At 58.0% G+C, this 13,447-nt stretch carries 10 protein-coding genes and 4 tRNA genes; all 14 read left to right on the top strand.

Translation table 11 applies throughout. The features are described from left to right. The first annotated feature begins 58 nt into the window (after positions 1-58). The 14 genes from O0880_RS17260 to rpoB all read left to right on the top strand — a co-directional run bounded on the left by O0880_RS17260 (position 59) and on the right by rpoB (position 13,363). Complete coding sequence (locus O0880_RS17260; protein WP_071325701.1) at positions 59-1,654, top strand: DUF3369 domain-containing protein; 1,596 nt, start codon at positions 59-61, stop codon at positions 1,652-1,654. Positions 1,655-1,788: 134 nt separating this feature from the next. After that, the gene (locus tag O0880_RS17255) at positions 1,789-3,435 is read left to right on the top strand and encodes a tetratricopeptide repeat-containing response regulator (RefSeq protein WP_289887738.1); all 1,647 of its coding nucleotides are present in this window, start codon (positions 1,789-1,791) and stop codon (positions 3,433-3,435) included. 233 nt (positions 3,436-3,668) lie between these two features. Next, positions 3,669-3,753: transfer RNA gene (locus O0880_RS17250), tRNA-Tyr, on the top strand. A gap of 60 nt (positions 3,754-3,813) precedes the next feature. Beyond that, a tRNA-Gly gene (locus O0880_RS17245) sits at positions 3,814-3,887 on the top strand. Positions 3,888-3,930: 43 nt separating this feature from the next. Continuing rightward, positions 3,931-4,005 (top strand) — tRNA-Thr (locus tag O0880_RS17240). 88 nt (positions 4,006-4,093) lie between these two features. Further along, a complete protein-coding gene (gene tuf / locus O0880_RS17235) occupies positions 4,094-5,284 on the top strand; it encodes an elongation factor Tu (protein ID WP_034753125.1) in 1,191 nt (396 codons plus the stop codon). 66 nt (positions 5,285-5,350) lie between these two features. Then, a tRNA-Trp gene (locus O0880_RS17230) sits at positions 5,351-5,426 on the top strand. Positions 5,427-5,458: 32 nt separating this feature from the next. Further along, on the top strand, positions 5,459-5,842 hold the full coding sequence (secE, locus tag O0880_RS17225) for a preprotein translocase subunit SecE (RefSeq protein WP_010394308.1): 384 nt from the start codon (positions 5,459-5,461) through the stop codon (positions 5,840-5,842). Next, positions 5,842-6,468, top strand: a complete 627-nt coding sequence (gene nusG / locus O0880_RS17220; protein WP_071325699.1) for a transcription termination/antitermination protein NusG — start codon at positions 5,842-5,844, stop codon at positions 6,466-6,468. Before secE ends, nusG begins: the two co-directional genes overlap by 1 nt. Positions 6,469-6,583: 115 nt before the next feature. Next, positions 6,584-7,018: a 50S ribosomal protein L11 gene (rplK, locus tag O0880_RS17215; protein WP_034783246.1), complete on the top strand. Its 435-nt coding sequence runs from the start codon at positions 6,584-6,586 to the stop codon at positions 7,016-7,018. Next, positions 7,018-7,713 (top strand): 50S ribosomal protein L1, encoded by a 696-nt coding sequence (gene rplA / locus O0880_RS17210; protein ID WP_289887737.1) that lies wholly within the window; start codon positions 7,018-7,020, stop codon positions 7,711-7,713. Before rplK ends, rplA begins: the two co-directional genes overlap by 1 nt. Before the next feature lie 320 nt (positions 7,714-8,033). Further along, complete coding sequence (gene rplJ, locus O0880_RS17205; RefSeq protein WP_071326751.1) at positions 8,034-8,573, top strand: 50S ribosomal protein L10; 540 nt, start codon at positions 8,034-8,036, stop codon at positions 8,571-8,573. Positions 8,574-8,640: 67 nt separating this feature from the next. Beyond that, positions 8,641-9,012, top strand: a complete 372-nt coding sequence (rplL, locus tag O0880_RS17200) for a 50S ribosomal protein L7/L12 (protein ID WP_034753136.1) — start codon at positions 8,641-8,643, stop codon at positions 9,010-9,012. A gap of 244 nt (positions 9,013-9,256) precedes the next feature. Next, complete coding sequence (gene rpoB / locus O0880_RS17195) at positions 9,257-13,363, top strand: DNA-directed RNA polymerase subunit beta (RefSeq protein WP_071325698.1); 4,107 nt, start codon at positions 9,257-9,259, stop codon at positions 13,361-13,363. Positions 13,364-13,447: the final 84 nt, after the last annotated feature.

Below are 13,447 nucleotides of genomic sequence, written 5' to 3'. Positions count from 1 at the left end.
TTATGCTTGATAGGCGTCAAAGCAGCATCCACAGCGAATCTACCCCTTAGGAGTATCCATGACCGACCTCAAAGCCGATGCAGATGATAACTGGCTGCTCGACGAGGATGAGCCGGTGGCGAGTCCTGCCGGACTGGCCGCACCCGACCAGCGCCTGTGGCGTGTCTTGATTGTCGATGACGATGTCGATGTGCATGCGGTGACGCGGCTGGCGCTGCGCAATGTCAGTTTCAAGGGGCGCGAACTGGAACTGTTCTCCGCCTACAGCGGCCGCGAGGCTTATGAGATCCTGCGCGACACGCCCGATATCGCGCTGGTGCTGCTCGATGTGGTGATGGAAACGGATGATGCCGGCCTGATCCTCGCCAAGCGCATCCGCGCCGACCTGAACAATGCCATCGTGCGCGTCGTGCTGCGCACGGGCCAGCCGGGCCAGGCGCCCGAGCAGCGCGTGATCATCGAATACGACATCAACGATTACAAGGCCAAGACGGAACTGACGACACAGAAGCTGTTTACCACCGTCATTTCGGCCCTGCGCGCCTACGAGAGCCTGATGATGCTCGAGCGCAGCCGCATCGGCCTGGGCAAGATCCTGGCCGGCGCCACCAATCTGTACCAGATCCATTCGCTGCGCGAATTCGCTTCCGGCGTGCTGAACCAGGTCAGCGCCATCCTCGACGTGGGCGCCGACGGCGTGCTGTGCCTGATGCAGGGCGGTGCCGGGCGGCCCGAGGTGGTAGCCGCCACGGGCACCTATGCCGTGCTGGCCGAGTCCGAAGCCATGCCGGCCGACCACGCGCTGACGCCGACCATCGACAAGGCGTTCGCGGAAAAGCGCAGCCAGTTCGAGCACCCGGCCAACGTGCTGTTCATCCATACGGAAGGCAACCGCGAGCTGGCCATTTCCGTCACGCCGCCGTGGCCGCTGGCGCAGATCCAGCGCGACTTGCTGGAAGTGTTTTGCCAGCGCATTGCCGCCGCCTTCGACAACCTGTACATGTTCGGCCAGCTGCGCAAGGCGCAGGAAGCCACCGTGGTGGCCCTGGCCGACCTGGCCGAGTTCCGCGACAGCGACACGGGCGGCCATGTGCGGCGCGTGCAGCAGCTGTCCGACGCCATCGCCCGCCGCATGCAGCAGCGCGGCGTGTATGCCGACGAGCTCACGCCGCAGCTGCTCGACATGATCGGCCTGGCCAGCATCCTGCACGACGTGGGCAAGGTGGCCACGCCCGATGCCGTGCTATTGAAGCCGGGCAAGCATACGGACGAGGAAAGGGCGCAGATGCAGCTGCATGCCAGCGTCGGGCGCACCATCCTCGAGCGCGCCGCCAACATGGTCGACGGCGTCAGCTACCTGACGTATGGCGCGCAGATCGCCGGCGGCCACCATGAGCATTTCGATGGCGCCGGCTATCCGAACGGCCTGGCGGGGCGCGACATTCCCGTGGCCGCGCGCATCGTCGCCGTGGTCGATGTCTTCGATGCCTTGCTGCACGAACGTCCGTACAAGGAGCCATGGCCATATCCGCAGGTGCGTGAATATATCGAACAGCGCAGCGGCAGCCAGTTCGACCCGGAAGTGGTGGCCGCACTGCTCGACCTGATCGACCACGAACCGCAACTGTGGCATCCGGAGCGCGCCACCGGCTGATTTGCCGGCTTCCTTGCTGGTTTTCGGCGCCGCGCCATTCCCTTGCGCGCGGCGCCGTCATATACTCGGCAGCCTCATGCTGGCTGGCGCCATGCACCAGTGTGGTGCGCCGCTGAGTTTTCGGACATCACGACATGAAAGAACTCAAGGGTCTCAGCGCACTGATCATCGAGCCGCATCCGGGCATGCGCGCCAGCCTGCACAATATGCTCAACCTGTGCGGCCTGGCGAAGATCGATGACGCGGCCAGCTCGGGCCAGGCGATCCGCATGCTGGGCAACAAATCGTATGACCTGATCCTGTGCGAGTACGACCTCGAAGGCGGGCAGGATGGCCAGCAGATGCTGGAAGACTTGCGCCACCACAAGCTGATGCACGCCTCGACCATGTTCTTCATGGTCACGGGTGAAGGCAGCTTTGCCAAGGTGGTCAGCGCCGTCGAGCTGTTGCCCACCGATTACATCCTCAAGCCGTTTACCGCTGACAGCATGCTCGAACGCATCGGCCGCGCGCTGGACAAGCGCAACGCCTTCGTGCCCGTGTATGCGCTGATCGATGTGGGCAACGAGCGCGCCGCGATTGCCGCCTGCACCGAAGGCGCCAGCCTGTATCCGCGCTATGCGACCGATTTCATGCGCCTGCGCGCCGAATTGCATCTGCTGCTCGGCGAAGCTGCCGATGCCGAGCCGATCTATGCGGCGCTGTATGAGAGCAAGGCCATCGGCTGGGCGCGCCTGGGCCAGGCGAAGACGCAGTTCCTGCTGGGCGAGTACGACGCGGCGCAGGGCACGCTGGAGGGGTTGCTGGAAAACAACAAGCGCTTTCTCGACGCCTATGACTGGCTGGCCCGCACTCATCTGGCGCAAGGCAAGCCGGAACTGGCGCAGGCGGCGCTGAGCGAAGCGGTGGCCCTGTCGCCGCATGCCGTGCGCCGCCTGCGCCGCCTGGGCGAGGCGGCCCTGGCCGCCGATGATATCGAGATGGCGGAGAAAGCCCTGAAACTGGTCGTCAGCAAGGCCAAGTATTCGGAATTCCGCGATCCGGAAGACCATGTGCGCCTCGTGCAGACGCTGGTGCGCAAGGGCGACCCGCTGCAGGTGGGCGCCGTGATCCGCGATCTCGACAAGTCGATGGGCGGGCAAAAGAACGCGGAACTGTGCAGCGCGCTGTGCAGCGCCATGTTGCATGCGCATACGGGCAACGAGGAAAGGCTGCAGCAGTCGCTCGACGCGGCGCTGGCGGCCAACCGCCATAGCGGCGGCGGCTCGAATACGCTGAAGACGGAATTGGCGCGCCATTGCCTGGCGCATGGGCGCGAGGATGGCGCCGCCGAGGTGATGCGCGAAGTGATGCGCAATGCGCCCGACAGCGCCGCCATGACGCGCGCCATGGCCGTGTTCGAACAGGCGGGACGCGAAGAGCTGGCCAAGGCGCTGGCGCGGCAAAGCCGCCAGGAAGTGGCCGACATGGTGGCGGCCGGCGCGGCCAGGGCGGGCGAGGGCGACTTCCGCGGCGCCGTCGACCTGATGAGCGAAGCCGTCACGCGCCTGCCTGACAACCCGCAAGTGGTGTTCAACGCGGCCGTGGCCGTGCTGAAATGCCTCGAGCATGGCGGCTGGGATGAACGCATGGGCCAGCAGGCGCTCGATTTCATCGCCGGCGTGCGCCGCCTGGATCCGCGCAACCCCAAATTGCCGGTGCTGTCGGGCCTGCATCAGCAGTTATTGCGCAAATATAAGCCGCGCGGCACGTCGTGGATGCATCCGCCTGACGCCCCGTGAGCAGGGGTAAACCGGGGCAAATGACGGGAAAATGCGGCTTGCAAGCGGGGCGGATAAAAAAAATGCGAAAAAAGACGACTTTTTCGCGCCAACCCTTGCACATTCTCAAATCGGGAGCTTATAATCACGCCCCGAAGCAGCCAACTTCTTCTTTATAAGCAAATGCAGCAGTCAGGCATCAGTAAATAAGGTTGACAGTTGTGAGTAGATGCTTCATACTCTGCGGTTCCCGCGGAGGGGTGGCCGAGTGGTTAAAGGCGACAGACTGTAAATCTGTTCTCTATGAGTACGCTGGTTCGAATCCAGCCCCCTCCACCAAGTTTTTGCAAGGAAAACTGGGTAGTAGCAAGTAAGTGAAGATAAAGTGAACGATACCTCGCGGGTGTAGCTCAATGGTAGAGCAGAAGCCTTCCAAGCTTACGACGAGGGTTCGATTCCCTTCACCCGCTCCAGTTTCCGTTCAGATGCTTGATGCATCGCATGCAACAAATTACAGCCCTTGTAGCTCAGTGGTAGAGCACTCCCTTGGTAAGGGAGAGGCCACGTGTTCGATCCACGTCAAGGGCACCAGAATTCGCAGCAGGCAGCACAGAAGCAATTCAAACCAGACCGTCGGGCGTGTGCCTGAGCAATCTAATCAAATCATTAGGAGTTCAAAATGGCAAAAGGTAAATTCGAACGGACCAAGCCGCACGTCAACGTCGGCACCATCGGCCACGTCGACCACGGTAAAACCACGCTGACCGCTGCAATCGCAACGGTTCTGTCGAAGAAATTCGGCGGCGAAGCTAAAGCATACGACCAGATCGATGCGGCTCCAGAAGAAAAAGCGCGCGGTATCACGATTAACACCGCCCACGTCGAGTACGAAACGGAAACGCGTCACTACGCGCACGTTGACTGCCCAGGCCACGCCGACTACATCAAAAACATGATTACCGGTGCCGCGCAGATGGACGGCGCGATTCTGGTGTGCTCCGCAGCTGACGGCCCAATGCCACAGACCCGCGAACACATCCTGCTGGCCCGCCAAGTTGGCGTTCCATACATCATCGTGTTCCTGAACAAGTGCGACCTGGTCGACGACGCAGAGCTGCTGGAACTGGTTGAAATGGAAGTGCGCGAGCTGTTGTCGAAGTACGAATTCCCAGGCGACGACCTGCCAATCATCAAAGGTTCGGCACGTATGGCGCTGGAAGGCAAAGAAGGCGAAATGGGCGTTGACGCAGTGCTGCGTCTGGCCGATGCGCTGGATGCTTACATCCCAACGCCAGAGCGCGCTGTTGATGGTGCGTTCCTGATGCCAGTGGAAGACGTGTTCTCGATCTCGGGTCGCGGTACCGTGGTTACCGGTCGTATCGAGCGCGGCATTGTTAAAGTCGGCGAAGAGATCGAAATCGTTGGTATCACCGATACCGTCAAAACGACTTGCACCGGCGTGGAAATGTTCCGCAAACTGCTGGACCAAGGTCAAGCAGGCGACAACGTTGGTCTGCTGCTGCGCGGCACCAAGCGTGAAGACGTGCAACGTGGTCAAGTTCTGGCCAAGCCAGGCTCGATCAAGCCGCATGCTCACTTCACCGGCGAGATCTATGTTCTGTCGAAAGACGAAGGCGGCCGTCATACGCCATTCTTCAACAACTACCGTCCACAGTTCTACTTCCGCACGACGGACGTAACTGGTTCGATCGAGTTGCCAGCAGACAAAGAAATGGTTATGCCAGGCGATAACGTGTCGATCACCGTCAAGCTGATCAACCCGATCGCGATGGAAGAAGGTCTGCGCTTCGCTATCCGTGAAGGCGGTCGTACCGTCGGCGCCGGCGTGGTTGCAAAAATCCTCGCATAAGGAAATGTTATGCTTCCACCCGGGGCGTCCTGGGTGGTAGAATAGCACTCCTCGAAAGTTTTACGTAGGGACGTAGCTCAATTGGCAGAGCGTCGGTCTCCAAAACCGAAGGTTGGGGGTTCGATGCCCTCCGTCCCTGCCACCGTCAAGGTGCAGGGCACCGAAAGTAGAAAAATGTCAAATCAATCCGTGCAAACCGTTAGCACGTCGAGTGACAAGATAAAAGTCGCGCTGGCAATAGTGGCTGCGATTGCAGGAGTAGTCGGGTTTTATTACCTGGCAGGCCAACCAGCTCTGGTGCGTGCAAGCGCGCTTGTGGCTGGTTTGGTTATTGCTGTTGCGCTCTTGTATGTCTCGACGACCGGCCGTGAATTTCTCAATTTCGCCAAAGAAGCTGTGCGCGAAACCAAGAAAGTCGTTTGGCCTACCCGCAAAGAAGCCACGCAGATCACTGCGATCGTGTTTGCCTTTGTGCTGGTCATGGCGATTTTCCTGTGGGGCACGGATAAATTGCTCGAGTTTTTGTTGTATGACGTAATTCTGGGTTGGAAAAAATAATGAGCGAAAATGTGCATGATGAAGCGGCGGAAGAGTCCGTTCCGGGCGACGCTCCGGCAGCGGATACTGGTGCAGCGCTGAGCGTGCCAGTGAGCAGCAAGCGCTGGTATGTCGTGCATGCTTATTCCGGCATGGAAAAAAGCGTCATGCGCGCACTGACCGAGCGCATCGAGCGCGCGGGCATGCAAGACCAGTTCGGCCAGATCCTGGTGCCGATCGAAGAAGTAGTTGAAGTCAAGAATGGTGTGAAGTCGGTTACCGAGCGTCGTTTCTATCCTGGCTATGTGCTGGTTGAAATGGAAATGACGGACGAGAGCTGGCATTTGGTCAAGAACACCAGCAAGGTTACCGGTTTCATCGGTGGCAAATCGAACAAGCCGACGCCGATCTCCGCGCGCGAAATCGACGCCATCATGCGCCAGATGCAGGAAGGTGTTGAAAAGCCCCGTCCCAAGACCTTGTACGAAGTGGGCGAGCAAGTCCGCATCAAGGATGGTCCGTTTACCGATTTCAACGGCAATGTCGAAGAAGTCAACTACGAGAAATCCAAGGTGCGCGTCTCGGTCACCATCTTCGGCCGCGCCACTCCGGTGGAACTCGAATTCGGCCAGGTCGAAAAAGTTTAAGCATTATCAAGCGCCACCAGGAGCGCCGCGGCAGTCTCAGCGAAATCCGGTCAGAGGAGCCCCGCCAGGGTAGGATCGGCGGGGCGCTACTACTCAATCCAAGATAGGAGCCATCATGGCAAAGAAAATCATTGGTTTTATCAAGCTGCAAGTGCCAGCTGGTAAAGCAAACCCATCCCCACCAATCGGTCCAGCTCTGGGTCAACGCGGTCTGAACATCATGGAATTCTGCAAGGCGTTCAACGCGCAGACCCAAGGTATGGAACCAGGCATGCCGATCCCAGTCGTGATCACCGCGTTTGCGGACAAGTCCTTCACGTTCGTGATGAAGACGCCTCCAGCAACCTACCTGATCAAAAAAGCTGCTGCGATCACCAAAGGTTCGCCGAAGCCACATACCGACAAAGTCGGTACGCTGACCCGCGCACAAGCTGAAGAAATCGCTAAATTGAAAACCCCTGATCTGACCGCTGCCGACATGGATGCTGCTGTACGCACCATCGCTGGTTCCGCTCGTTCGATTGGTATCACGGTGGAAGGTGTTGTATAATGGCTAAGTTATCCAAACGTATCAAGGCTTTGAAAGCCAAAGTCGACCGTACCAAAGTGTACGCTTTCGACAATGCTGTCGCTCTGATCAAAGAGTGCGCAACGGCCAAGTTCAATGAATCGATCGACGTATCGGTACAACTGGGCGTAGATCCTAAGAAATCCGACCAAGTGGTGCGCGGCTCCGTCGTGCTGCCAGCTGGTACCGGCAAAACCGTACGCGTCGCTGTCTTCGCGTCGGGCGAAAAAGCGGAAGCTGCTAAAGCAGCCGGCGCCGACATCGTTGGTATGGAAGACCTGGCTGAGCAGATCAAAGCCGGCGACATGCCTTTCGATATCGTCATCGCTTCGCCAGATACCATGCGTATCGTTGGTACCCTGGGTCAGATCCTGGGCCCACGCGGCATGATGCCTAACCCGAAAGTTGGCACTGTTACTCCTGACGTCGCTACCGCCGTGAAAAACGCGAAAGCCGGTCAAGTTCAGTACCGTACCGACAAATCCGGTATCATCCACGCTACCATCGGCCGTAAATCGTTCGCTGACGCAGATCTGAAATCGAATCTGGTCGCACTGATCGACGCCCTGAACAAAGCCAAGCCAGCATCGAGCAAAGGCGTGTACCTGCGCAAAGTTTCGCTGTCGTCGACCATGGGCGCTGGCGTCCGTGTTGACCAGGCTAGCCTGGTAGCTTAAGTAACAGAATCAAGTCCTGTAGCGCCTTCGGGCGCTGCGGGCGCATCTTTGGGCTGTCTGCCCGGTGTTCTCACCAGGCAGGCAGACAATCAAAGACCGTTGGGCCGACTGCGACCACATGTGCAGAAGGTTAATAGACTTTCCGGCAACGGGAAGTGCCCAACGCAGATGGTGTACCCGAACAAGTTTTGTAGTCCTCATGCTGCGTGAATGTATCCGCTCAGTTTAGTACTTCTTGACTTCGGACGCCGTGTTCGAACCGATGCAAGGCGCTCAACCACTCGGTTGTGATTGCCGAACATCATTTAAGGAGGTTGACCGTGAGTCTCAATCTGAATGACAAAAAGGCCGTCGTCGCCGAAGTTTCCGCACAAGTAGCAGCTGCGCAAACGATCGTCGTGGCCGAATATCGTGGCATCCAGGTTGGTCACTTGACGCAACTGCGTGCTAAAGCGCGTGCCCAAGGCGTGTACCTGCGTGTGTTGAAAAACACTCTGGCTCGTCGCTCCGTTGAAGGTACCGCATTCGCCAGCCTGGCAGATGCCATGACCGGTCCGTTGATCTACTCGATCTCGGCCGATGCCGTTGCAGCAGCTAAAGTCATCGCTGACTTCGCTAAAACCAACGACAAACTGGTCATCAAAGCAGGTAACTACGCAGGCAAGCCGCTGGATACAGCTGCTGTCACCGCGTTGGCGAGCATTCCTAGCCGTGAAGTTCTCATTTCGCAGTTGTTGGGCGTTATGCTGGCTCCGGTTTCGGGCTTTGCACGTGGTCTGGCTGCCCTGGCAGCGAAAAAAGGCGAAGGCGCCGAAGCTCCTGCAGAAGCAGCAGCAGAAGAAGCCCCAGCAGCCGCTTAATTGCGCGCGCTTTTTTCTCTCAGTACCAATCTGATGTAACTAACGTAATAAATTTAGGAGTTTCAAAATGGCAATTAGCAAAGACGATATCCTGGAAGCAGTTAGCGCCATGTCCGTAATGGACCTGAACGACCTGGTTAAAGCATTCGAAGAAAAATTCGGCGTGTCCGCAGCAGCAATGGCTTCGGCCGGTCCTGCAGCAGGCCCAGCAGCAGCAGCTGAAGAACAAACCGAATTCAACGTCATCCTTGACACCTTCGGCGCAAACAAAGTTGGCGTTATTAAAGCAGTTCGCGAAATCACCGGCCTGGGCTTGAAAGAAGCTAAAGACCTGGTCGATGGCGCACCAAAAACTGTGAAAGAAGCAGTGTCGAAAGCTGACGCTGAAGCAGCACAGAAGAAACTGGTAGAAGCCGGCGCAACCGCTTCGATCAAGTAATATCTGTACCGGCGTCAGTTAGCGCCCGAGTCAAAGTCTGAGGTTTCCCCTCGCAAGGGGGGAAATCCGACTTTGGCTCCTTTGTCGTCTGCATCGTATTTGTCATGTAGTTGTAGCAGCAGTTTTTATTCGATTCAAGCCGGAAAGCAGAGCCTTGAGGTTTCGTCTGTGTCACACGCAGCGGTGCAAACGAACACTTGCAAAACCTGAATTTTCTATCCTTTCTGTCACTCACGGAGTGTCCATGCACTACTCATTTACTGAGAAGAAACGCATTCGCAAATCATTCGCGAAGCGCGCCAACGTTCACCACGTTCCGTTCCTGCTGGCGACCCAGCTCGAGTCTTATCATAGCTTCTTGCAAGAGGACATAGCACCGTCCGGCCGCAAGAATGATGGCCTGCAGTCGGCTTTCACCTCGATTTTCCCTATCGTTTCGCACAATGGTTTTGCGCGTCTCGAATTCTTGTCGTACGTTCTGGGCGATCCTGCCTTTGACGTCAAAGAATGTCAACAACGTGGCCTGACGTTCGCGTCGCCGCTGCGCGCGAAAGTGCGCCTGGTGATCCTGGACAAGGAATCGCCAACCAAGCCAGTCGTCAAGGAAATGAAGGAACAGGAAGTCTACATGGGCGAATTGCCGCTCATGACGACCACCGGTTCGTTCGTCATCAACGGCACTGAGCGGGTTATCGTTTCCCAGCTGCACCGTTCGCCTGGCGTGTTCTTCGAGCACGACCGCGGCAAGACCCACTCGTCGGGCAAGCTGCTGTTCTCCGCGCGTATCATTCCTTACCGCGGTTCGTGGCTGGACTTCGAGTTCGACCCGAAAGACATCCTGTTCTTCCGCGTCGACCGCCGCCGCAAGATGCCTGTGACGATTTTGCTCAAAGCAATCGGCATGTCGCACGAGCAAATCCTGGCCAACTTCTTTGTCTTCGACAATTTCAACCTGCGCTCCGAAGGCGCGGAAATGGAATTCGTTGCCGAGCGTCTGCGCGGTGAAGTCGCGCGTTTCGACATCGTCGACAAGTCGGGCAAGACGCTGGTCCTGAAAGACAAGCGTATCAACGCCAAGCACGTGCGTGATATCGAAGCTGCCGGCATCAAGCACATTTCCGTACCGGAAGACTACCTGCTGGGCCGCGTATTGGCGAAGAACATCGTCGATGGCGATACCGGCGAAGTCGTCGCTTCCGCGAACGATGAGCTGACCGAAGATTTGCTGGGTCGTTTGCGCGATGCTAACATTTCCGAAATCCAAACGTTGTACACGAACGACCTGGATCAGGGCGCCTACATCTCGCAAACCCTGCGTATCGACGACACTGCCGACCAGATGGCCGCGAAAGTGGCGATCTATCGCATGATGCGTCCAGGCGAACCGCCAACGGAAGACTCCGTTGAAGCGCTGTTCAACGGCCTGTTCTACAACTCGGACCGCTACGACCTGTCGGCCGTGGGCCGCATGAAGTTCAACCGCCGCATTGGCCGCGATGAACTGACGGGCGCCATGACCCTGTCGAACGAAGACGTGCTGGCCGTGATCAAGATCCTGGTGGAACTGCGCAATGGCCGCGGCGAAGTCGACGATATCGATCACCTGGGTAACCGTCGCGTACGTTGCGTGGGCGAACTGGCTGAGAATCAATTCCGCGCCGGCCTGGTGCGTGTTGAGCGCGCCGTCAAGGAACGCCTCGGCCAAGCCGAAGCGGACAACCTGATGCCGCACGACCTGATCAATTCGAAGCCGATTTCGGCCGCGATTCGCGAGTTCTTCGGTTCGTCCCAGCTGTCGCAGTTCATGGACCAAACCAATCCTCTGTCGGAAATTACCCACAAGCGCCGCGTATCGGCTCTGGGACCCGGCGGTCTGACACGCGAACGCGCCGGCTTTGAAGTGCGCGACGTGCATCCGACCCACTACGGCCGCGTCTGCCCGATCGAGACACCGGAAGGTCCGAACATTGGTCTGATCAACTCGCTGGCTCTGTATGCCCGCCTGAATGAATACGGCTTCCTGGAAACCCCGTACCGCAAGGTCGAAGGCTCCAAGATTACCGATCAGATCGACTATCTGTCCGCCATCGAAGAAGGCCGCTACATCATCGCTCAGGCGAATGCGACCATCAACGACGAAGGCATGCTGTCCGATGAACTGGTCTCGGCCCGTGAAGCCGGCGAAACCATCCTGGTATCCCCAGAGCGCATCCAGTACATGGACGTGGCGCCGGGCCAGATCGTTTCCGTCGCTGCCTCGCTGATTCCGTTCCTCGAACACGATGATGCAAACCGTGCATTGATGGGCGCCAACATGCAACGCCAGGCTGTGCCTTGCTTGCGTCCGGAAAAAGCGCTGGTCGGTACCGGTATCGAACGCACCGTTGCGGTCGACTCGGGCACCACCGTGCAAGCCCTGCGTGGCGGTATCGTCGATTACATCGATGCGGGCCGTGTCGTGATTCGCGTCAACGATGACGAAGCGCAAGCTGGTGAAGTGGGCGTCGACATCTACAACCTGATCAAGTACACCCGTTCGAACCAGAACACCAACATCAACCAGCGTCCTATCGTGCAAGTGGGCGACCGTGTCGCCAAGCGCGACGTGATCGCCGACGGCGCATCGACCGATCTGGGTGAATTGGCTCTGGGCCAGAACATGACCGTGGCCTTCATGCCATGGAATGGTCTGAACTTCGAGGATTCGATCCTGATCTCGGAAAACGTCGTCAAGGACGACCGCTACACTTCGATTCACATCGAAGAGTTGTCGGTGGTGGCCCGTGACACGAAACTGGGCGCGGAGGAAATTACGCGCGACATCTCGAACCTGGCTGAAAATCAGCTGGCACGTCTGGATGAGTCCGGTATCGTCTACATCGGTGCTGAAGTGCAGGCTGGCGACACCCTGGTCGGTAAAGTGACGCCTAAAGGCGAAACCCAGCTGACCCCGGAAGAGAAGCTGCTGCGCGCGATTTTCGGCGAAAAAGCATCGGACGTGAAAGATACTTCGCTGCGCGTGCCTTCGGGCATGATCGGTACCGTGATCGACGTGCAAGTCTTCACCCGTGAAGGCATCGTGCGCGACAAGCGTGCCCAGCAAATTATCGATGACGAACTGAAACGCTTCCGTCTGGATTTGAACGACCAGATGCGTATCGTGGAAGGCGATGCCTTCCAGCGTCTGGAAAAAATGCTGATCGGCAAAGTCGTCAACGGCGGCCCTAAAAAGCTGGCCAAAGGCGCCAAGATCACCAAGGATTACCTGGCCGATCTGGACAAATACCACTGGTTCGACATCCGCCCTGCGGACGACGATGCGGCGGTAGCGCTGGAAGCGATCAAGGAATCGATCAACGAGAAGCGTCACCAGTTCGATCTGGCCTTCGAAGAGAAGCGCAAGAAACTGACGCAAGGCGATGAGCTGCAACCAGGCGTGCAAAAAATGGTCAAGGTGTACCTGGCCGTGAAACGCCGCCTGCAGTCGGGCGACAAGATGGCGGGTCGCCACGGTAACAAGGGTGTGGTTTCCCGTATTGTTCCTGTGGAAGACATGCCATACATGGCCGACGGCACGCCAGCCGACGTTGTGCTGAACCCGCTGGGCGTTCCTTCGCGGATGAACGTTGGTCAGATTCTCGAGACTCACTTGGGCTGGGCTGCCAAGGGTCTGGGTATCCGCATCGGCGAAATGCTGAAGGCGCAAACCAAGGTCGAGCAAGTGCGCAAGTACCTGACGACGATCTACAACGATAACGGCCGTGCTGAAGAGCTGAACGACTTCGACGACGAAGAGATCATGAAGCTGGCGGAAAACCTGAAAAAAGGTGTTCCATTCGCCACGCCAGTGTTCGACGGTGCCAATGAAGAAGAGATCCGCCGCATGCTGGACCTGGCGTATCCGGACGACATCGCCAAGAACCTGGGCATGACCGCGTCGAAAAACCAGGTGACCATGTATGACGGTCGCACCGGTGAAGCGTTCGAGCGCAAGGTCACCGTCGGCGTCATGCACATGCTGAAACTGCATCACTTGGTCGATGACAAGATGCATGCGCGTTCGACCGGTCCTTACTCGCTGGTGACGCAACAGCCACTGGGCGGTAAAGCCCAGTTCGGTGGTCAGCGTTTCGGTGAGATGGAAGTCTGGGCACTGGAAGCGTATGGCGCGTCGTATGTCTTGCAAGAGATGTTGACCGTCAAGTCCGATGACGTGAATGGCCGTACCAAAGTGTACGAAAACCTCGTCAAGGGCGACCACGTGATCGACGCCGGCATGCCGGAATCGTTCAACGTGCTGGTCAAGGAAATCCGTTCGCTCGGTATCGATATCGACCTCGAACGCAACTAAACGACAGCCACCTGTCATTTGGTTTGGGAAACACAAAGCCCGGCTGGGAAACCATGCCGGGCAATGTAGTCTCAGGAATATAGA

Source organism: Janthinobacterium sp. SUN118 (assembly GCF_030397695.1).
Classification (GTDB): Bacteria; Pseudomonadota; Gammaproteobacteria; order Burkholderiales; family Burkholderiaceae_D; genus Janthinobacterium.
This window is presented reverse-complemented; position numbering and strand designations above follow the sequence as displayed.